General features: G+C 45.2%; 16 protein-coding genes. 3 read left to right on the top strand and 13 right to left on the bottom strand.

Annotated features, from left to right (window positions below):
* Window positions 1-6: 6 nt before the first annotated feature.
* Both DDR33_RS13175 and DDR33_RS13170 read right to left on the bottom strand, forming a co-directional pair.
* On the bottom strand, window positions 7-1,194 hold the full coding sequence (locus DDR33_RS13175) for a C1 family peptidase (RefSeq protein ID WP_109416385.1): 1,188 nt from the start codon (window positions 1,192-1,194) through the stop codon (window positions 7-9).
* Between the two features lie 155 nt (window positions 1,195-1,349).
* Window positions 1,350-4,586 carry an amidohydrolase family protein gene (locus DDR33_RS13170; RefSeq protein ID WP_109416263.1) on the bottom strand — a complete coding sequence of 1,079 codons (3,237 nt, stop codon included), beginning with the start codon at window positions 4,584-4,586 and terminating at the stop codon, window positions 1,350-1,352.
* 74 nt (window positions 4,587-4,660) lie between these two features.
* On the opposite strand from DDR33_RS13170, the gene DDR33_RS13165 reads away from it, so the two are divergent.
* Entirely contained in the window at window positions 4,661-6,613 is a 1,953-nt protein-coding gene (locus DDR33_RS13165) for a RecQ family ATP-dependent DNA helicase (RefSeq protein ID WP_317047446.1), read from the top strand.
* Here the strand turns inward: DDR33_RS13165 and DDR33_RS13160 are convergent, their stop codons facing one another.
* The 6 genes from DDR33_RS13160 to trpD all read right to left on the bottom strand — a co-directional run bounded on the left by DDR33_RS13160 (window position 6,614) and on the right by trpD (window position 10,833).
* A complete protein-coding gene (locus tag DDR33_RS13160) occupies window positions 6,614-6,949 on the bottom strand; it encodes a type II toxin-antitoxin system RelE/ParE family toxin (RefSeq protein WP_158280742.1) in 336 nt (111 codons plus the stop codon).
* On the bottom strand, window positions 6,936-7,145 hold the full coding sequence (locus tag DDR33_RS25575; protein ID WP_146198762.1) for a hypothetical protein: 210 nt from the start codon (window positions 7,143-7,145) through the stop codon (window positions 6,936-6,938). Before DDR33_RS25575 ends, DDR33_RS13160 begins: the two co-directional genes overlap by 14 nt.
* Before the next feature lie 69 nt (window positions 7,146-7,214).
* On the bottom strand, window positions 7,215-8,000 hold the full coding sequence (trpA, locus tag DDR33_RS13155; protein WP_109416261.1) for a tryptophan synthase subunit alpha: 786 nt from the start codon (window positions 7,998-8,000) through the stop codon (window positions 7,215-7,217).
* A gap of 4 nt (window positions 8,001-8,004) precedes the next feature.
* On the bottom strand, window positions 8,005-9,186 hold the full coding sequence (gene trpB, locus DDR33_RS13150) for a tryptophan synthase subunit beta (protein ID WP_109416260.1): 1,182 nt from the start codon (window positions 9,184-9,186) through the stop codon (window positions 8,005-8,007).
* Window positions 9,183-9,842, bottom strand: coding sequence for a phosphoribosylanthranilate isomerase (locus tag DDR33_RS13145; RefSeq protein ID WP_109416259.1), 660 nt, complete (start codon window positions 9,840-9,842; stop codon window positions 9,183-9,185). Before DDR33_RS13145 ends, trpB begins: the two co-directional genes overlap by 4 nt.
* Entirely contained in the window at window positions 9,835-10,833 is a 999-nt protein-coding gene (trpD, locus tag DDR33_RS13140; protein WP_109416383.1) for an anthranilate phosphoribosyltransferase, read from the bottom strand. Before trpD ends, DDR33_RS13145 begins: the two co-directional genes overlap by 8 nt.
* 369 nt (window positions 10,834-11,202) lie before the next feature.
* On the opposite strand from trpD, the gene DDR33_RS13135 reads away from it, so the two are divergent.
* Entirely contained in the window at window positions 11,203-12,087 is an 885-nt protein-coding gene (locus tag DDR33_RS13135; RefSeq protein ID WP_109416258.1) for a YitT family protein, read from the top strand.
* A 27-nt stretch (window positions 12,088-12,114) separates the two neighbouring features.
* Here the strand turns inward: DDR33_RS13135 and DDR33_RS13130 are convergent, their stop codons facing one another.
* From DDR33_RS13130 to recR, 3 genes are read right to left on the bottom strand one after another with little or no spacing between them, the layout of a single operon-like run.
* On the bottom strand, window positions 12,115-12,924 hold the full coding sequence (locus DDR33_RS13130) for an SDR family NAD(P)-dependent oxidoreductase (RefSeq protein WP_109416257.1): 810 nt from the start codon (window positions 12,922-12,924) through the stop codon (window positions 12,115-12,117).
* The gene (locus DDR33_RS13125; protein ID WP_109416256.1) at window positions 12,924-13,739 is read right to left on the bottom strand and encodes an SDR family oxidoreductase; all 816 of its coding nucleotides are present in this window, start codon (window positions 13,737-13,739) and stop codon (window positions 12,924-12,926) included. The genes DDR33_RS13130 and DDR33_RS13125 overlap by 1 nt, the downstream gene beginning before the upstream one ends.
* Window positions 13,740-13,764: 25 nt before the next feature.
* Entirely contained in the window at window positions 13,765-14,370 is a 606-nt protein-coding gene (recR, locus tag DDR33_RS13120) for a recombination mediator RecR (protein ID WP_109416255.1), read from the bottom strand.
* A 180-nt stretch (window positions 14,371-14,550) separates the two neighbouring features.
* Between recR and DDR33_RS13115 the strand changes: the two genes are divergently transcribed.
* Entirely contained in the window at window positions 14,551-15,255 is a 705-nt protein-coding gene (locus tag DDR33_RS13115) for an LOG family protein (RefSeq protein ID WP_109416254.1), read from the top strand.
* Between the two features lie 61 nt (window positions 15,256-15,316).
* Here the strand turns inward: DDR33_RS13115 and DDR33_RS13110 are convergent, their stop codons facing one another.
* Together DDR33_RS13110 and DDR33_RS13105 are read right to left on the bottom strand one after the other, a co-directional pair.
* The gene (locus DDR33_RS13110) at window positions 15,317-16,354 is read right to left on the bottom strand and encodes a DUF4097 family beta strand repeat-containing protein (protein WP_109416253.1); all 1,038 of its coding nucleotides are present in this window, start codon (window positions 16,352-16,354) and stop codon (window positions 15,317-15,319) included.
* Between the two features lie 39 nt (window positions 16,355-16,393).
* Window positions 16,394-18,822, bottom strand: a 2,429-nt coding sequence (locus tag DDR33_RS13105) for an ABC transporter permease (protein WP_109416252.1), incomplete at its 5' end; no start/stop codon positions are given.

Genomic DNA, 18,822 nt, shown 5'->3' with positions numbered 1-18,822 from the left:
CAACTGCTATGCTCCAACCTTCTTCTTGATATCGGAAGGAACTCCTTTTTTATTAAGCAGAATGCAGGTGGTTTTATACTTTACAAAGTTTTTGGTAACATAGAGATAGCCTTTGTAGTCGTTCGCTGTGCCCCATGAGTTCTTCACAATATAATACTCTTTACCATCCTGATCTTTAGCCAGGCCGACTATGTGCATTCCGTGATCGTCGGTGGTATTGTAGTTATCGATCGCCTGTTGCCTTAACTCGGGAGTGATGGCCTTTTCTGGTTTAGGCCCTTTAAACATATCAGCCTTTTGCTGATCCGTCATGTCGTCAAATTCTGTCTGAGGTACATAGGCAACGCCATTTTTCCAGCTGAAGCCCTTCTCACTGACATCCGTAGCCCAGGCGATAGTATAGCCACTTTTCAGGGCATTATCGATGATATCAGTCAGCTCATTTATCTGCACATTATAAACCTGATCAAACGACCAGTTATCAGGGAACAGAAGAGGTGTTTTCTTATAGTAAGGCTGATCTGTGAATGAGGAAAATTCCATATACTCATCGGGGTTTATACCAACAAGGTCTTTTGCAAAACTCTGGGGAGTATAAATTTTGCCATTATAGGTGAAAGATTCAGGAACCTTTCCCAGGTAAGCATCTATTGCAGCGGTATATGCCGTGAGCCAGTTTGGGGTGAGCTGGCCGTTAGGGTTCTTTACAACAGCTTCAAGCATCGCCTGAGTCATTGCAGCCATTTCTGCGAACTTGTTTTTATTCGTTCCATAATTCAGACCAGAATAAACACTTTGCGGCAGTGCTCCGTATTTCCTGTACATATTGATGACATCATGTGATGAACCGCCGTCTCCCAGGCTTACGGCACCATGCATCCTGACATAATTTTTAGCTTTTTCAACATAAGTGCATCGTGCGGAGTAGATCTGCGAAAGCTCAATGGGCTTTTTACCCAGTTTTATCATTTCAGACTCAAGAAATGAGTTGGTTGAATAACTCCAGCATGTACCGGAAGATCCCTGGTTTTTTACAGATGTATTCTCAAGGTTAATGACATCAGTGAACTTAAAACCATCCCTGCTGTTTTCGCTCGCGTTAGATTTTAATGAGTTTACCAGATTATCCTGTGAAAAAGAAGCTTGCGCAGTCAGAAGAAGTGCTGCGGAAAGAACAAATGGTGTAAATTTCATTGTTTTGTAAGAGTTCTTTAATGAAAACATACAATGCAGGATGTTATATCCGATAATTCCTGCCCCCCGTACAGGGGATTTGTATGTTGCGGTGTGTTTTTTACAAAAATATAATGAATTCCCGATAAAAAAAGCAGAAATGTAAATCCTGTTTATCAGTCACATTCAGGGCTCGTGAAGATGAACGTTTCACTGTTGCCCGGAATTCCGACAGTTTCTCCTTTACTGGTCTGCCACCAGAACTTCGCTCTTGGCTTGCTGATGTTGCCTTCTTCATTCATTGTGGACGAGTCAAATAATCTGCCGTTGGACATTACATATTTAATACTTTCGGTATTTCTGATGTCATCCAGCGGATTAGCGTCCAGAACAATCAGGTCTGCAAGTTTACCGGGCTCAAGAGATCCGAGCTCGCGGCTCATACCAAGATATTCGGCGCCGTTTATTGTAGCACAACGTATCGCCTGAAGGGGGCTCATTCCTCCCTGCGCCAGCATCCATAGTTCCCAGTGAGCTCCAAGTCCCTGTAATTGCCCGTGGCCACCCAGGTTCACTTTTGTACCTCCGTCAGCGATTTGCTTTACAGCCTTTGACACTTCGATATGCCCGTAGTCGCCAAATTCAGAAGTGTTTCTTCTGCGCGAACGGCTGTCAATGATTGCCCTGGGAACGAATGATAAAAGCCGCTCCTTTTCCCAGACGTTTGTCCGGTCGTACCAGAAATTTTCTCCGGATTGAGTGCCGTAGCTTACAATCAGAGTAGGGGTATAGCCCGACTTGCTGGCATTCCAAAGGGCTTTTACATCTTTGTACACCGGCACAACCGGAATGTTGTGTTCTATTCCTGTATGGCCGTCCACGATCATCGATATATTATGGAAATAGGTAGATCCGCCTTCTGGTACAACTTCCATTTTTAGTTCTCTCGCAGCCTGGATAATTTGCTGACGCTGTTCGCGCCTGGGCTGGTTGTAAGACTTTACTGAAAAAGCTCCCACGGCTTTAAGCCTTCTTAAATGAGAGCGTGCGTCGTCCAGGCTATTGATCACCGCTTTAAAGTCCCCGTCGGCGCCATAAAGAATAGTTCCGGTAGAGAAGATCCTTGGCCCGGTCATTCGCCCCGCTTTCACCATTTCCGACTGGCTGAACACCATCTCGGTGTTACTTGAAGGATCATGTGACGTGGTGACACCGTAAGCCAGGTTCGCGAAATAGCTCCAGTCCTGTTGCGGTGATACTCCGTCAGGGCTGGTAGGAAGATGTGCGTGAACGTCTATCATTCCCGGCATGATAGTCTGATTATCAGCGGGGATCACTTTTGCATCATCCGGAATCTTAACTTGTGCAGCAGGCCCTACAGCCAAAATCTTGTTCTTTTCAATAACAATGGTTCCCTTTTCGATCACCTCGTTTCCTTTCATTGTGATGATCCGGGCATTCGTGAAAGCGATTTTTCCGGAGGGTACATCAGAAGGTAATTTCAATCCGATGTCCACTCCTGCACTGTCAGTGGAAGCCTGATTTTCTGAAGCCCCTTCAATAAATGAAAACGAATCTTTAATGGCCCTGCTGAAGTATTGGGAGCCTAATGTCCAGTGCAGGCGCTGGCTGTCTCTGCTCCAGTGGATGTAAATGCCGGCGTCTTTTGTTATTTTTGATACCGGCAGCGATTTATTCGTAGATGAAAGTTCTATTGCATTAGCCGTGTTTACCAGCGGTGTCACATAGGCATTGAATAATTCAGTAAAAGCAAGCCATTTACCATCAGGGCTCGGAACAAACTGGGTGGCATAGGTTGACACATAGTGCGTTCTTATATTGCCACCATTCAGATCCATGCTTTTGAACGCCTTCTTTCCGGCTTCAGTTGATTGGAAATAGATCCTTGTATCCGTGGTGTTAAACGTCGGTCTTATTCCCGTGTCTGAAATCTTTTGAGCAGCGCCGCCATTAGCAGAAATAATGTATATACCAGGGTTTTTCCCAAAATTAAATCCAAGTGAATAATTTCCTGTACCTTTTCGATAGACAATTTTGTCGCCTTTGTTCGAAAATTTAGGAGAATAATAGAAGCCTTTCTCTATAGTAAGGGGAGTGACACGCCCCGATTTGATATCGACCTTATTAATTGTGCCCTTTGTTTCATCGTTCCAGCTTATATAGACTAATGACTTGCCGTCGGGACTGAATTCGGGCTCGAACTCAAAATCGGTTCCTTCCGTAATGCGGTGCGGCTGCCCGTCGGGAAGCGTCTTGGTATAAACATACCCGGCAGCGTTGAAGGCGATCATTTTTCCGTCAGGAGATGTGGTAAGCTGCCTGATCATCTTTACGTCGAACTCGTCCTGAAATACTGCCTGATTAAAATGAAGAGCCTCTGTAATGAGCTGGTTGGTTGTTGCCTCGAATGGAATCTCGGTTACAACCTGAGAGTTAATATCCAGGTTTCTGATCTTCCCCTTCGCATAGAAGATAATATTCTTGCTGTCTGGTGTCCAAGCAAATCCCGGATACACACCGAATACCGCCCAGGTCTCCTGCTGATCTCTTGACAGATCATCATAGACCGGCCATTCTTCTCCCGTTGATAAATCCTGGATGTAGAGAACTGACTTTAGCCTTACCCTTTTTACAAAGGCCAGCATCCGCCCATCTGGTGATGGCTGCGGTCTTACTGCCCCTCCGGGGCCTCCGGCAACAGTTTCCGTTTCACCTGTCTCCCTGTTTTGCCGTTTAATCTCATAAATTTCGCCGTTAGGGTCTTTATTATACTGGAAGAAAGGACCCGGACTTACATCCTCACTGTAGTATAGATATTTTCCATCAGGAGACAAAGCAGGTTCCCCTGCATCCTGCTGGTCATTCTTTCTCTTTGTGAGCTGAACACCTTCACCTCCGGAGATATGGTACATCCACATCTCTCCTGCACCGAGCGAGCGGCTCGCGGTAAAATGCTTTCTCGCTATGATGTACTGATTATCCGGAGTCCATACCGCATTGTTGAGCAGGCGGAAGGTTTCTTTTGTTACAGGCCGTTTGTTGGTGCCATCGGCATTCATCACCCAGATATTATCCCCGCCATCCCTGTCGCTGGTGTAGGAAATATATTTCCCGTTCGGACTGAACCGTGGTTGTACATCAAAAGACATTCCTCCCGAGAGAAGGGTAGCCGTACCACCAGTAACGGGCATTTTATAAATATCACCCAGAAGGTCGAAAATAATTTCCTTGCCGTCAGGGCTCACATCGATATTCATCCAGGTGCCTTCATCGGTGGTTATGGAAACCGTTTTTGTTGGGCCTAAAGGTTTCTCAACATTCCAGGGGGCTTTTTGCTGGGCAGTTGCGTATGAAGAGATAACTACAGATAGAATAATATATAATTTCTTCATTTTAAATCAAAGTGTTGGGCAAACTTACTAAATTCTTCTTTAAACGGCAGGCTTTCGCGGTAAAGTGCCTGTAAATGCTCTGCTACGAATTCTTATTTCTGAAAAATCAGCATCTTTGTGATCTTCTGGATAAAATGACGATCTATCAGGTACTCAATAAATACTGGAATTACGATTCTTTCAGGCCTCTTCAGGAAGAGATCATTCATTCTGTGCTCAACCGGAAAGATACCCTGGCTCTGCTTCCGACCGGTGGCGGCAAATCCATTTGTTTTCAGGTGCCTGCAATGGTAGCCGAAGGAATCTGCATTGTGGTTTCGCCTTTGATCGCCCTGATGAAAGACCAGGTTGAAAACCTGAAGTCACGGGGTATTGAGGCTGTTGCTATTGTTTCGGGAATGGGAAAAAGGGAAGTCGACATCCTGCTGGACAATTGTATTTACGGGAATATAAAATTCCTGTATGTATCACCCGAACGTTTACTCTCTGAATTAGTGAGGGAACGGATCAGCTATATGAATGTCAGCCTGATAGCGATAGATGAAGCACATTGTATTTCGCAATGGGGCTATGATTTCAGACCGCCTTATCTGCAACTGGCGAAACTCCGGGAGCTTCATCCTGCCGTTCCCGTGCTGGCGCTGACTGCTACAGCAACAGAAAGGGTAGTGGAAGATATACAGGATAAACTTTTATTCAGGGAGAAGAATGTATTCCGTAAGAGTTTTGAACGCAAGAACCTCTGTTACGTGGTGGCTGCCGACGAGAATAAATACCGGAAATTGTTCTCAATAGCAGCAAATATAAAGGGTACAGGAATTGTGTATGTAAGGAACCGGCGGGAAACCCAGGAGGTTGCCCGGCTGCTCCGTAACGAGGGCTATACTGCCGACTTTTATCATGCAGGACTTGATACGCCGCTGAGGAGCAAAAAGCAGGAAGCATGGAAAAAGAACGAAATAAGTATCATCGTTGCGACGAATGCGTTTGGAATGGGGATCGATAAGCCCGATGTCCGCTTTGTCGCACACCTGGGCCCTCCTGAAAGCCTTGAAGCTTACTACCAGGAAGCCGGGCGGGCTGGTCGTGATGAAAAAAAGTCTTATGCCGTCCTTCTTTCTAATGCATCCGACAAGGCGCTGCTTGAGAAAAGACTGGAATTGAGCTTTCCGGCGATAGATGAAATTAAGTTTGTTTATCATTCTCTTGGAAACTACTACCAGCTTGCGTACGGGGCAGGAGAGGGGCTCATCCTGGAATTCGACATCGGTGAATTCTGTTCCCGTTTTAAGCTCGACGCTGTAAAAACCCTGGCGGCTTTAAAGTTTCTTGAGCATGATGAATATATTACGGTTACGGAAAGCGTATATCTTCCTTCACGGGTAAAGATCGCCGTAGCGGCAGAGGACCTCTACAGGTTTCAGATCGAACATGCTGTATATGATCCGTTTGTTAAACTGCTGCTGCGCTCTTATGGCGGCATTTTTGAACAATATGTTCCTGTAAGAGAGCACGACATTGCCAGGAGAAGCGGAAAAACAACTGTTGAAGTCGTGCAGATCCTGCAAAAACTGGAAGAACTGGATGTTCTGAGTTATCTCAAACAGACAGATAAGCCCCAGATCCAGTTTCTGAAGCCCAGAGCCGATTCCGGACATCTCTTTATTGATACAAAATACATCGCTGAACGTAAACAGATCATGACGACCCAGGTAAAAGCGGTAATTGAATATACAGAAACAAAAAAATGCCGGAGCCAGATGCTTTTAGCATATTTCGATGAACCGGATGCTCCAAAATGTGGTGTCTGCGATGTCTGCCTGGAGGAAAAACGTGAAGCAGGGAACAGCGATACCTTTGAGGTGATCACCTATGAGGTGATCCAGCAGCTCTCATCTCAGCATTTGACACTGGAAGAGCTTATTAGCTCCCTCCATACAGGAAATGAAAAAGAGCGGCTGGCCGCTCTCAGAAATCTTCTTGACGCCGGAAAAGTGAAAACCGACGGATCCAGGTATTACATTTGATCAGTGTCCTTTAGATAGCTTTTTCAATTCTTCAAGTCTTTCAGCCGAGATGTTTTCTTTATTTGATTTATCAAAGACTTCAAGAATAACTATACGTTGGTCAGGACTGCTGTGGTATAAAACGTAGATTGCTCTTCCTGATCCACTCTTGCCTTTTCCTTTACTCTGAATTGCAAATCTTTTTTTATAAAGGTTCTTGCCTAAACTAACAGCATTAGCTGGATCTTTACACAGCGAATCAATCAACTTTAAAATGTCATCAGGGATAGAATGATATCGCTTCCTTAAATCTTTAATTTGCTTTTGCGCAATGACAGAAATCTCAACGAAGTTCATCCAGAAATTTTCTTGCATCAGTAGTCTCAAGCTTACCCTCATTTAATAGGTCTGCTTGCTGAAGTGCACTTATAATGTGTTCTTCTTCTGTCGTCAATGAGGAGTTTTTATGTTTGACTGTAACTCCCATGGCAGTAAGAACTTCTATGACCATTTTTACTTTTGTTTTAGGAACCCTCACTTCTAACGTTGCCATAAGAAACATTTTTACAAAGATAACCGCTTTATTTTTAAATACCTAACATCCTGATCCGGGGAGTGGCAATCAGGAGACGGAAATCTCTCCCTTTATCCCCTTTACAAACTCCGGGATCTTCTCCATATAGTTCTCACTATCCAGAAGTCTGACGAAAGCACTTCCCACAATTGCTCCATTAGCGTATTCTGATGCTTTACTGAAGCTGGTGTGATCCGAGATCCCAAAGCCTATCATGGTGGGGTTTTGAAGGTTCATATTTTTAATCCGGGCAAAATAGTCTTCTGTTGTGGCTGATACAGAGAGGCTCTTCCCTGTAGTAGACGATGACGAAAGCAGATAAATAAACCCGTTGCTCAGTTCGTCGATCTTTTTTATCCGTTCTTCGGAAGTATGCGGAGTAATCAGGAAGATATTACTAACATGGTTTTTCTCAAAACAAGTGCGGTACATTTCTTCATATTCATACATCGGAAGATCCGGAACTATTACGCCATCGACACCAACTTCAGCACAGGAAGCGCAGAAACGCTCCACGCCATATTGCAGTACGGGATTTACATATCCCATTAACAGCACCGGGACCGAGACTCTTTTGCGAAGATCTTTCAGCTGTTCAAAAAGCAGTTTGACAGTCATTCCATTCGCAATTGCCTTTTGGGAGCTGTTTTGAATAACCGGCCCGTCGGCAAGGGGATCCGAATAAGGAATGCCGATCTCAAGAAAATCGGCTCCCGCTTTTTCAAGAGCTTCTGCTATGTCGACAGTGCTGTGCAGCCCCGGATAACCGGCTGTAAAAAATATAGAGAGGACAGATGTTTTTTTCTGGTTAAAGAGTTGGGAAATTCTGTTCATTGGGTTAAAGTCCAAAATATTTCATGTACGTATTCAAATCCTTGTCGCCCCGGCCTGACAGGCATACCACCACCGTTTCGCCCCCTTTAAACTGCATTTTGTCGAGATAGGCAAAAGCGTGAGCACTTTCGATAGCCGGAATGATCCCTTCCAGCTGTGTAAGCAGCAAAGCTGCCTCCATGGCTTCATCATCCGTGATACTCACGTATTGTGCCCGTTTGGACGCATACAGATGAGCATGTTGCGGACCTATACCCGGGTAATCCAGTCCGGCCGATATAGAATAAGGTTCTACTACCTGCCCGTCTTCCGTCTGCATCACAATAGAGCGGCTTCCGTGGAGTACACCTTCTTTTCCCAGCAGGGTTGTGGCGGCTGTTTCACCCGAATCGACGCCCTTACCGGCCGCTTCAACCGCAATCAGTCTGACGTTTGCATCGTCGAGAAAGTGATAGAACATGCCCATTGCATTACTCCCTCCGCCAACACAGGCCAGTACATAGTCGGGTTCGGTACTCCCGGTCTTTTCTTTTAGCTGCCATTTCGTCTCTTCTGAGATGATCGACTGAAAGCGTGCCACCATATCCGGGTAGGGATGAGGGCCTACAACTGATCCGATAATGTAGTGGGTGTCGGCCGGATTATTGATCCAGTCACGTAAAGCTTCGTTCGTGGCATCTTTCAGGGTTTTGCTTCCGGAAGTAGCCGGGATTACTGTTGCCCCCATCATTTTCATCCGCGCAACGTTTGGAGCCTGCCGTTCGATATCTACTTCTCCCATGTATACCACACATTCAAGCCCTTTTAAGGCACACACCGTAGCCGTTGCAACTCCGTGCTGCCCTGCTCCGGTTTCTGCTATGATCCTTTTCTTTCCCAGCCGTTCAGCAAGAAGGATCTGGCCGACCGTGTTATTGATCTTGTGTGCGCCGGTATGGTTCAGATCTTCACGCTTCAGGTAGATCGATGCACCATATTTCTGTGAGAGACGTTCCGCAAGATAAAGCGGCGACGGCCTGCCTACGTAGTCCCTAAGTAATTGTGTATACTCCGCCGTGAAAGCCGGGTCACTGATCATTTGACTGTATACTCTTTTCAGTTCTTCAATGTTAGGATACAGCATCTCAGGAATATAGGCTCCCCCGAAACTTCCAAAATATCCGTTTTCATTTACATGATAGCTCATATGTCCTCCGTCGCCGCATTTGCGGCATTATTATTAATATGTTTAAAAAATAGTCTGAGTTTTTCCGGATCTTTCAAACCGGGTTCGGTTTCGAATCTGCTGTTGAGGTCAAGGGCGTACAAAGAGGGATCTCCAAGCTGTTGTATTTCCCGAATGTCGGGCAAATCTATTCCACCGCTAAGGAAGTATTTCTTTCCGGATACATTTTTCCTGAGTAATCCCCAGTCGAATGCTTTTCCAGACCCGCCGTGCCCCTTCGTTTTTGTGTCGAAAAGGAAATAGTCTGTGCAATCCTCATAGCCTTCTAATATATGAAAATCAAAATGTTCGTCTATTCCAAAAGCCTTTATTATTTCTATTCCGCCAGTTCTCAGGGCCTTGCATATATCAGGCGTTTCAGCGCCATGCAGCTGGACCGCATCCAGGCGGAATGCCTTTATTTTATCTTCTATTTCCTGCTGTGAGGCATTTACAAAAACGCCGGTCTTTTTAATCTCAGGAGGAAGCTGCTGCAAAACTGCTTGATCGAGCTCTCGGGCAAAACGTTTGGAAGGAGGATAAAATATGAAACCCATATAGGCCGGGTTCAGGCTGGCAACTTCCAGGATATTCCCGGGGTCCTTCATGCCGCATACTTTTAGTTTATACTCACTCATTTCCAATGTCTAAAAGTGTATTAAAGCTAAACAGCGCTCGTTTGTTCATTAACGATGCTTCAGCTTCATAGTAACAATCAGCAAAAGATTTCTGCGGCGTAATTGTTTTGATTCCAATAGCAGCATTAGATAGTACCACGTCATTCTGAGCGGTGGTGCCTTTGCCGGTCAAAACATTCATGAAAATGTCTGCCGACTCTTTTATTGTGGACCCTCCCCCGATCTGTAGGGGCTGGATCCTTTCAAAGCCGAGTTGTTCGGGGGTATAAACAAATTCACCGTTCTTGGAAAATGTTTTAAAACCGCCCGTCATCGAGATTTCGTCGTAGCCGTCCAGTCCATGTAAAATAGTGTATTGTTTATCCGTTTTCTGATAGAGGTAGGCGTATAGCCGGGCTAGTTCCAGGCTAAAGACTCCTACTACCTGGTATTTAGGCTTTGCCGGATTGATCATAGGTCCCAGCATATTGAAAAATGTTTTTACTCCCAGTTCTTTTCGTATGGGAGCCACATTCTTCATCGCAGGGTGGAAGAGTGGGGCGTGCAGAAAACATATTCCGGCTTTTTCAACGCTCTTTTGCAGATGGGCGGGGCTGTTACTGAATTGATAACCTAAGAATTCCATCACATTGGAGGAACCACATCCCGACGAAACGCCATAGTTGCCATGTTTCGCTACAAGGTAGCCGGCTCCGGCTACCACAAAGGAAGCGAGGGTGGAAATATTAAATGTATCCTTGCCGTCTCCGCCTGTACCGCACAAGTCTATCAGCGCATACTGATCCAGGCGGGGGCTAAGGCAGAGGTCGAGCATAGCATCTCTAAAGCCTTCCAGCTCGTCAACTGTTATACTTCGCATACAATAGGCAGTCATAAATGCCGCCATCTGCGATGCATTGTATTTTCCACTACTGATATTGGTAAGAATAGTCCTGGCTTCCTGTGAGTTGAAGCTTTTGTGTTCGAATAAATGGTTTAAAATCTGTTTCATTACCAGTTTGTTTTTCTGCCCGCCCGGCAAAAAAAAAGGTTGCCTTGCGGGCAACCCTGTTTATTTTTAAAAAGTATACACATATGGATTGCCACTACGAAATATCGAAGTGCCACCACCAAATATGTAAACCGAATTGTTTCATTGATCTAAAGCAAATATGAATATATCTTTCGGTAGTTCAAAATTTAATTTAAGCCCGGCTGATATCCCGGCAACAACAAAGCCCATCCGCTTTAAATATTCTCATCGGCTGTTATCTGAAGATTTTTCTCTATATTAGAACGGGTACCACATATTATATTTGGCCTTCCCGGTAAAAGGAAGAATATTCATCCCCCGGTATCCTCATAGTGCACTTTTATTTATATGATTAACAGACGAAAAAAGTACGTTTTATCGCTAAAACAACGACTTGCTAAGGTTTTATTTGTCGTTACCGGAGTTTTACTTGCCGCTTTTGGTCTTAAAGGATTCCTGGTGCCCAACCAGTTTATTGATGGCGGAGTGACCGGGATTTCTCTTCTTGCCAATCATATAACGGGCGTTCCGGTATCTGTCTGGCTTCTTGTATTTAATGCACCTTTTATTTTTCTTGGCCTCCGTCAGATAGGCAAATCGTTTGCTGTCTTCACCTTATTTGCGGTAGTGGGACTTTCCACGGTCATTTTCTTATTCGACTTTCCTGTTATTACCCATGATAAGCTTCTCATTTCCATATTTGGAGGTTTCTTTCTCGGTGCCGGGATTGGATTTGCGATGAGGGGAGGTTGTGTATTGGACGGCACGGAGATCATTGCCGTATACATTAACAGGAAGAGTGTTTTCTCCATAGGCGACATTATCATGATCATCAATGTCGCTATATTCATCTGCGCAGCTTTTATTCTGGGGATAGAGTCGGCTTTGTATTCAATTTTGACTTATCTGTCTGCGTCAAAGACCGTAGACTTTATCATCCAGGGTATAGAGGAGTACACCGGCGTAACGATTATCTCATCTAAAAGCAAAGAGATTAAAGAAGCGATTACTACCAATCTGAAAAGGGGAGTTACCGTTTACAAGGGGGAAAGAGGATATGGGGGAAATCTTTACAGCGATAAGGAGATAGATATTATCTTCACTGTAGTAACCCGCCTGGAAGTCTCAAAAGTAAAGGACGTAGTTAAACTGATAGACCGTAAGGCCTTCATGGTGATGAATGTGATCACAGAAACTAACGGAGGACTCATCAAGCGAAGGCCTTTGCATTAAATCGCAGAGCCGGAATTACTCCGGTTTTTAGCTTTTTTGTTCCGATTTTAACAGCGCAGCACGGTATACTCTGCCCATTTTCGCGGCAATAAAACGCGAAGGCAAAAATCTCATGAAGATGGCTCCGGCACGATTGAAGAATCCGGGGACATACGTATACTTACGATGCCGGAAGGCATAAATACCTTCTCTGGCTGCTTGTTCTGCCGGCATCAGCCACCCTTTTAAATTTTCGAATCTTTCATCTCCCGTCATCTCGGTTGCGATGCCCGCCGGCGCATATACGGTAAGCGACAAGCCGGGATTCTTAAGCTCATGCGAAAGTGCTGATATAAAGTTCAGGATAAAACCTTTGGTACCCGAATAGGCTGCCTGATAGGGAACGGGAAAGAGAGCAGCCATGCTGGATACGATCATGATGGCTCCTTCTTTTCCGTTGGCTTCGAAGTAATTAACGAGGTGGTTTGTCAGGCTGACTACACTTAATACGTTGGTTTGCAGGATGGTCATGAATTTGTCCCAGGGCAGATCGGCATGTCTTCCGAAATAGGTCACCCCTGCATTCAATATGGCTCCATAAAGTTCTCTGCTCCCCGTGCTTTCCTCCACTATCCTGGCGATATCTTCTTCTTTAGCAAGGTCTGCTACCAGGACACGGATCTCGACGCCGGTGGCAAGAAGCTCTTCTTTAAGCTCTTCCAGTTTATCCCTCCGGCGGGCAGTCAGAATAAGGTTCGCCTTAAACTGCTTTGCAAGAAGTCTTGCCATTTCCCTGCCTAGGCCCGAAGATGCGCCGGTCACAAGGATCCACTTGTTTGCAAGTTGAAGAGGTCTCATTATTTTATCAGGGGATCTTTTTCTTTCGTAAATAGCTGATATACCTTTTTATCCACCCATGACGGCAGAATTTTATTCATCATCACCGCAAGTTTTCCCTGTCCCGTCATAATGATCGTTCTTTTCCTGGCGGTCACTCCTTTTGCAATTATGGCTGCAACCTCTTCTGCCGGCATCATCTTCCCTTCGTCCATGCTGCTTTCGCCCTGCTGGCTTCCGTCTTTGGCCAGAGCCGTATTCCGGATATTGGAAGCCGTGAAGCCGGGAGCGGCAACCATAACGTGTAAACCTGTTTTCATGTTTTCAACCCGCAGCGCTTCCATGAAGCCATTCATTGCAAATTTGGAAGCCGAATAACCGGTCCTTCCGGGCAAGCCCCTGTATCCAGCAATGGAAGAAATTCCGACAACGGAGCCCTTGCTCTTCAGAAGCTCCGGAAGTGCGTATTTTGTACAGTATACCGTGCCCCAAAAGTTCACATCCATCAGATTCCTGATCACTTTCAGATCAAGGTCTTTAAAAAGTGCCCTCATGCTGATGCCTGCATTATTGATCAGCACGTCAATCCGGCGGAAGGTCATGGATGCCTGCCGGATAAGATGCGCGCAATCTTCTTCCAGGGAAACGTCACATTTAACAGCTATTGCCTTTATTCCATACCGTTTTTCCAGATCCTGGGTGATTTCGCAGAGCGTTACGTACTGACGTGCTCCAAGTACAAGGTTAGCACCGAGCCGGGCAAATTCTTCAGCGCAGGCTTTCCCGATACCTGAAGATGCGCCTGTTATAATGACTGTTTTGTTTTTTAGTTCCATCTGAGAGGCACAAAAGTAAGATGTTTTAACCAGTATATGGCACCCTGGTGGCGATTGACCTGGCCAGGGTAATTTCATCTGCGTATTCAATCTCCCCGCCAAAGGCTATTCCGCGGGCGATCGTGGAGATTTTAACCGGCAGGTCTTTTAGTTTTTTGTAAATATAAAAGATCGTGGTGTCTCCTTCCATTGTAGCGCTGAGTGCCAGTATCACTTCCTGTATTTCTCCTGTCTGAACGCGCTGAACGAGCCTGTCGATATTCAAATCGGACGGGCCAATCCCATCCATGGGAGAGATAAGGCCGCCCAGTACATGATAAACCCCGTTAAACTGGTGGGTGTTTTCTATTGCCATTACATCGCGGGTATCCTCTACAATGCAGACAAGTGATCCATCCCTTTTATTCGAAGCACATATTTCGCAGGTCTCCGAGTCCGATATATTACTGCATTCTTTACAGTAACGTATTTCGTTCTTAAGACGTGTCAGTGCGCCGCTAAAAGCTTCTACTTCTTCCTTGTTCTGGTTTAGAAGATGAAGGACCAGGCGTAAAGCAGTTTTTTGGCCAACACCAGGAAGTTTCGCAAATTCATTTACAGCGTTTTCCAGCAAGCGGGAAGAAAAATTCATTTTGCAAAAATACAGATGCAGGTGGAGTTCTTTTTATCGGGTGAAATTTTTTTACATTTACCCGTAAACAAACAACATCAAATAAAAATTATTAATGAATGGATCAGGAACAGTTACTGAAATGCAGAGTAGGAACGAAAGTGCATGAGGGGACTTCAATGATCAAGAACAGGCGATAATATGACAAGTGACGAAAAAATAAGAAATGCATTTGAGAATAAAGACTGGCAGGAAATTAAAGTGACAGACTCCTGGCAGATCTTTAAGATTATGGCGGAGTTTGTGGAAGGATTTGAAAAGCTGGCTAAAATAGGACCCTGCGTTTCGATTTTCGGATCTGCAAGAACTCCCCAGGACAACAAATATTATAAGATTGCTGAAGAAACAGCGAGGCTTCTGACAGAGCATGGTTACGGTGTCATCTCAGGAGGAGGGCCGGGTATAATGGAGGCGGCTAATAAAGGAGCCTATGAGAATGGCGGCAAATCTGTTGGATTAAATATTGAGCTGCCCTTCGAACAGTTTCATAATAAGTACATCGACCGCGACAAAATAATGGAGTTTAATTACTTCTTTGTCAGGAAGGTGATGTTCATGAAATATTCCCAGGGATTTATCGTGTTACCGGGCGGGTTCGGGACAATGGATGAAATGTTTGAAGCGATCACACTAATTCAGACCGGAAAGATTGCACGTTTTCCCATCGTCCTGGTAGGCCGTGAATATTGGGGTGGTTTGCTTGACTGGGTAGAAAATCACATGCTCGACGCCCGGAATATCAGTGAGGAAGATCTTAATCTTTATCGTGTGGTTGATACGGCAGAGGAGGCAGTAGAGCATATCTTCCGCTTCTACAATAAATATGTGCTGAAGCCAAATTTCTAAGTAGAAGAAGAATGCATTTTAAAATACACAAGAGTTTGTGCATTTTAAAATGCATTCTTCTTTATAGCCATTCTATCGATACGCGGCCTGCCGAGGTGCGTACGTAAACATCCGTTCCGCCTCCTTTAAGACTGCCTTTTACACGTTCATTATCGACGATCCCGTTGAAGTCTTTGAGCGTTCCCGTGTTTACGCGGCCGCCGCTCAGGTCGAGGTTAAATCCCTTGTCTTTTGGTAAACCCAGTACAGCACTCCCGGCACTTACGCTCACCTTAACAGTCTTTCCGGGATCAACAAAAGATGCATGCACACTTCCTGCGCTGGTGGCCGCATCGAGGCTGCAGGCCAGTTGATCCAGCTGGATACTTCCTCCCGATGTATGGGAATATAAATCACCGGATATGTCGCTGCCCTTGATGCTTCCTCCGCTGGTTCTCGTGTCAATATTGCCTTTTAGCTGGTTCAGCTTTAATGAACCTCCTGAAGTAGAAAGGGATATCTTGCCATTGCAGTTAAAGGCATCGATACTCCCGCCACTCGTTTTCATATCAATTGAGCCTTTGCTGTTCATGGCCTGAATACTCCCGCCTGAAGTACGCCCGGTGATAATGCCATTGAGCTGATCAATCTTCAGGCTGCCGCCACTTGTCTTAAAATCGTGGTCACCCTTCAGGTTTGTCAGCGTAATGCTTCCCCCGCTGGTATTCAGCTTCGAAGATACATTGAAAGGGACATAAATCTTAAATGAGATACTCAGAGCCTTTTTCCAGTTGGTGTTTCCCCTGCTGTTTGCGACGGCCTTCAGTTCATTTCCATTCAGCGACACGTCAATGTTGTAATTGTCAGCAAGCCTCTCCTGAATTTCCTCCTTTGAAAGGTTCCTGTTCACACCGTTGCCGCGGACAAAGACTTCCACTTTAGATTCTTTTTCATTTGTTCCTGTTACCATGATGTATCCCCCGGAAGTTTCTGATCGCAGTGTCTTCACCTCAGATGCATTGAACGATTTGGAAAGGTAGGGCTCTCCGGCATTATCCTGCCTTGCCTGTGTAGCCAGCATTTGTGCTGCTGCAATAAAAAATATTACCAATCTTTTCATTTTAACGGTTATTGTGGGTTATCAATTCATCCGGTGATATTACTCTGTCCTCAGGCTCTTTACAGGGTTGGCAAGTGCTGCTTTTACTGCATGGAAACTTACTGTCAGCAGGGCGACGGCCAGCACGACGAATCCTCCGGCAAGTAAAGTCCACAAGGATATTGTAATATGATAGGCGAAGTCTTCCAGCCATTTACTCATCATAAACCAGGAGAGAGGTGCTGCAATTAAAAACGATATCATAATCAGCTTTGCGAAATCTTTCGACAGCAAAGCCACAATGCCGCCGATATTGGCGCCAAGCACTTTTCTGATCCCAATTTCTTTTGTGCGCTGATTCATACTCAGCAACGCAGACGCAAACAGTCCCATGCAGGAAATAAATATCGCAAGCCCTGAGCCGACAGTAAAGATATTCGAAAGCCTCTCCTCCTTTTTATATTCCGCATTTGTATTTTCATCCAGGAATGATGGCTCTGTGGTATAGCGGGGATTGACTTCTTTCCACGCATCCTGAACAAGCTTCATGGAAGCAGGCAGGTTTCCGGGACTGACCTTTACAAAAATATACGATACCGGCCATTCTTTGGGACGGATCATCATGGTGAGAGGCTTGATTTCCTGATGGAGGTTTTTGAAATGAAAATCTTTGACCACTCCGATAACTTTCAGCCCCCGGCCTTCATCGACAGGCAGGATCTTACCTACAGGGTCTTTATCTCCCATTAAAGCAGCCATTTTCTCGTTAATAAGGGCAGCGGCGGTATCTGTCGCAAAGTCCCTGGAAAAATCGCGTCCCTTAACCAGCGGAATATCTAGGGTTATCAGGTAGCCGTAATCTATTCTCAGCCAGTTGGTCTTAATTTCACGGTTTTTATAATCAAAACCCAGGATAGAAGTAGAGGAGGAGCCGTCTCTTCCCCGCCCGAGATTTATGTCTGTGCCCGTTACATTTTGGACATTGCGTACAGATGCAAGCTTTACCCGCATTTGCTGCAAGGCACTTTCCGGTTCGATATTAGGCCCTATCGGAATACTGATCACCTGGTGCTTGTTGAAACCGAGAGGCTGGTTTCTGACATAATCCATTTGCCTGATGATAATTAGAGTTGAAGTGATCAGTACAATGGCTATAAAGAACTGAATTACAGTAAGTGTATTTCTCAATGTATTCTTAGAACCTAAGGAGAATTTTCCCTGAAGCGTGTTAATGGTATTGAAGTTTGACATTATCCACGAAGGATAACCTCCGGATAAAAGTGTCGTGATCGCAAAAAGAACGACAAAGAGAATGACAGACCTGGGCGATAACAATATTTCCAAAGGCAATTTGTTCCCGGTAATTGCAGCATATTTTTCCAGGAAAGCAAAAAGAAGGATTCCTCCCAGCAGGAGTGAGGCAAGACAGATGAGCAGCGCTTCGCTCCAGAACTGAACAACAAGTTGCCTTTTCATGGCACCAAATGTCTTTCTTACGCCGATCTCCCTTGCCCTGCTGAAGGACGTGGCCAGTGACAGGTTTACAAAGTTGCTGCCCGCAACGAAAAGGATCACGCAGCTCAGAAGAATCAGCATCCACGGAAAAAATGCGTTTACCGAATTCCCCATGTTGTTTATTTTACTGAAGTGAAGCTGGTCCAATGGAATGAGCCCTAATCTCATATATTGGCCGTCTTGTCCGGGTTTCCCCCCGTCGCGCTTCATGGACCTGATGTTTTCAGCAAAATGCTTATTAATAAACTGTTTGCTGCTCCTGTAAAAATCTTCCGGTTTCGTTTGTTCTTTTAGTTGAATAAATACAGTATGATTGTGGCTTGTCCAGTCGTTCTCATCAGCCCGGTAAGCCGGAAAGTTTTCAAAGGGAGAGAGGATGTCGAACTTAAGTGTTGAATTAGAGGGTGGATCAGAGATCACTCCCGAAATGATAAAGTTTTCCCACTTATTATTCAGGTTGAGTTCCAGCGATTTCCCGGTAACGTCTTCTGTGCCGAAAATCTTTTGCGCAAAGGCTCTGGTAACAACAATATCCCCCGGGCCCTTGAACACATCTTTACTGTTCCCACTTAGAAGAGGGAAGGAGAACATGCTGAAAAAAGATTTATCCGTATAGATCACAGATGTTTCCAGCTGTTTAGCCCCTGCCCTTACCAGTCCGCCGCCGTTACCGTATCTGGCAGCATCTTCAACCCCGCTGACCTCTGCTTTTACCGCCGGAACAAAAGGTACAGGCATCGGGGCATCTTTCTCTATTCCCCGTGACGTAAACTGCTCTCTGTATACCTGGAAAACATGATCCTTATTTTGATGAAAGGAATCAAAAGACATCTCAAACAAAGCAGTGGAAAACAACAGCATAGACGCAGCGAAGGCGATGCTCAATCCAAGAACATGAATGGTAGTAAACGTTTTCCTTTTACGGATGTTCCTGAGGGCAATGAGGAGGTAGTTTTTTATCATATCGGCAATTT

The sequence above is a fragment of the Pararcticibacter amylolyticus genome (assembly GCF_003130405.1).
Lineage (GTDB): Bacteria > Bacteroidota > Bacteroidia > Sphingobacteriales > Sphingobacteriaceae > Arcticibacter > Arcticibacter amylolyticus.
Note: the sequence above shows the minus strand (reverse complement) of the source record. Positions and strands in the feature narration are given on the sequence as shown.

Excerpts from the sequence above, each read along its gene's own strand:
- DDR33_RS13175 (WP_109416385.1), bottom strand. The coding sequence starts at position 1,194 with ATGAAATTTACACCATTTGTTCTTTCCGCAGCACTTCTTCTGACTGCG.
- DDR33_RS13170 (WP_109416263.1), bottom strand. The coding sequence starts at position 4,586 with ATGAAGAAATTATATATTATTCTATCTGTAGTTATCTCTTCATACGCA.
- DDR33_RS13165 (WP_317047446.1), top strand. The coding sequence starts at position 4,661 with ATGCTCTGCTACGAATTCTTATTTCTGAAAAATCAGCATCTTTGTGAT.
- DDR33_RS13160 (WP_158280742.1), bottom strand. The coding sequence starts at position 6,949 with ATGAACTTCGTTGAGATTTCTGTCATTGCGCAAAAGCAAATTAAAGAT.
- DDR33_RS25575 (WP_146198762.1), bottom strand. The coding sequence starts at position 7,145 with ATGGCAACGTTAGAAGTGAGGGTTCCTAAAACAAAAGTAAAAATGGTC.
- trpA (WP_109416261.1), bottom strand. The coding sequence starts at position 8,000 with ATGAACAGAATTTCCCAACTCTTTAACCAGAAAAAAACATCTGTCCTC.
- trpB (WP_109416260.1), bottom strand. The coding sequence starts at position 9,186 with ATGAGCTATCATGTAAATGAAAACGGATATTTTGGAAGTTTCGGGGGA.
- DDR33_RS13145 (WP_109416259.1), bottom strand. The coding sequence starts at position 9,842 with ATGAGTGAGTATAAACTAAAAGTATGCGGCATGAAGGACCCCGGGAAT.
- trpD (WP_109416383.1), bottom strand. The coding sequence starts at position 10,833 with ATGAAACAGATTTTAAACCATTTATTCGAACACAAAAGCTTCAACTCA.
- DDR33_RS13135 (WP_109416258.1), top strand. The coding sequence starts at position 11,203 with ATGATTAACAGACGAAAAAAGTACGTTTTATCGCTAAAACAACGACTT.
- DDR33_RS13130 (WP_109416257.1), bottom strand. The coding sequence starts at position 12,924 with ATGAGACCTCTTCAACTTGCAAACAAGTGGATCCTTGTGACCGGCGCA.
- DDR33_RS13125 (WP_109416256.1), bottom strand. The coding sequence starts at position 13,739 with ATGGAACTAAAAAACAAAACAGTCATTATAACAGGCGCATCTTCAGGT.
- recR (WP_109416255.1), bottom strand. The coding sequence starts at position 14,370 with ATGAATTTTTCTTCCCGCTTGCTGGAAAACGCTGTAAATGAATTTGCG.
- DDR33_RS13115 (WP_109416254.1), top strand. The coding sequence starts at position 14,551 with ATGACAAGTGACGAAAAAATAAGAAATGCATTTGAGAATAAAGACTGG.
- DDR33_RS13110 (WP_109416253.1), bottom strand. The coding sequence starts at position 16,354 with ATGAAAAGATTGGTAATATTTTTTATTGCAGCAGCACAAATGCTGGCT.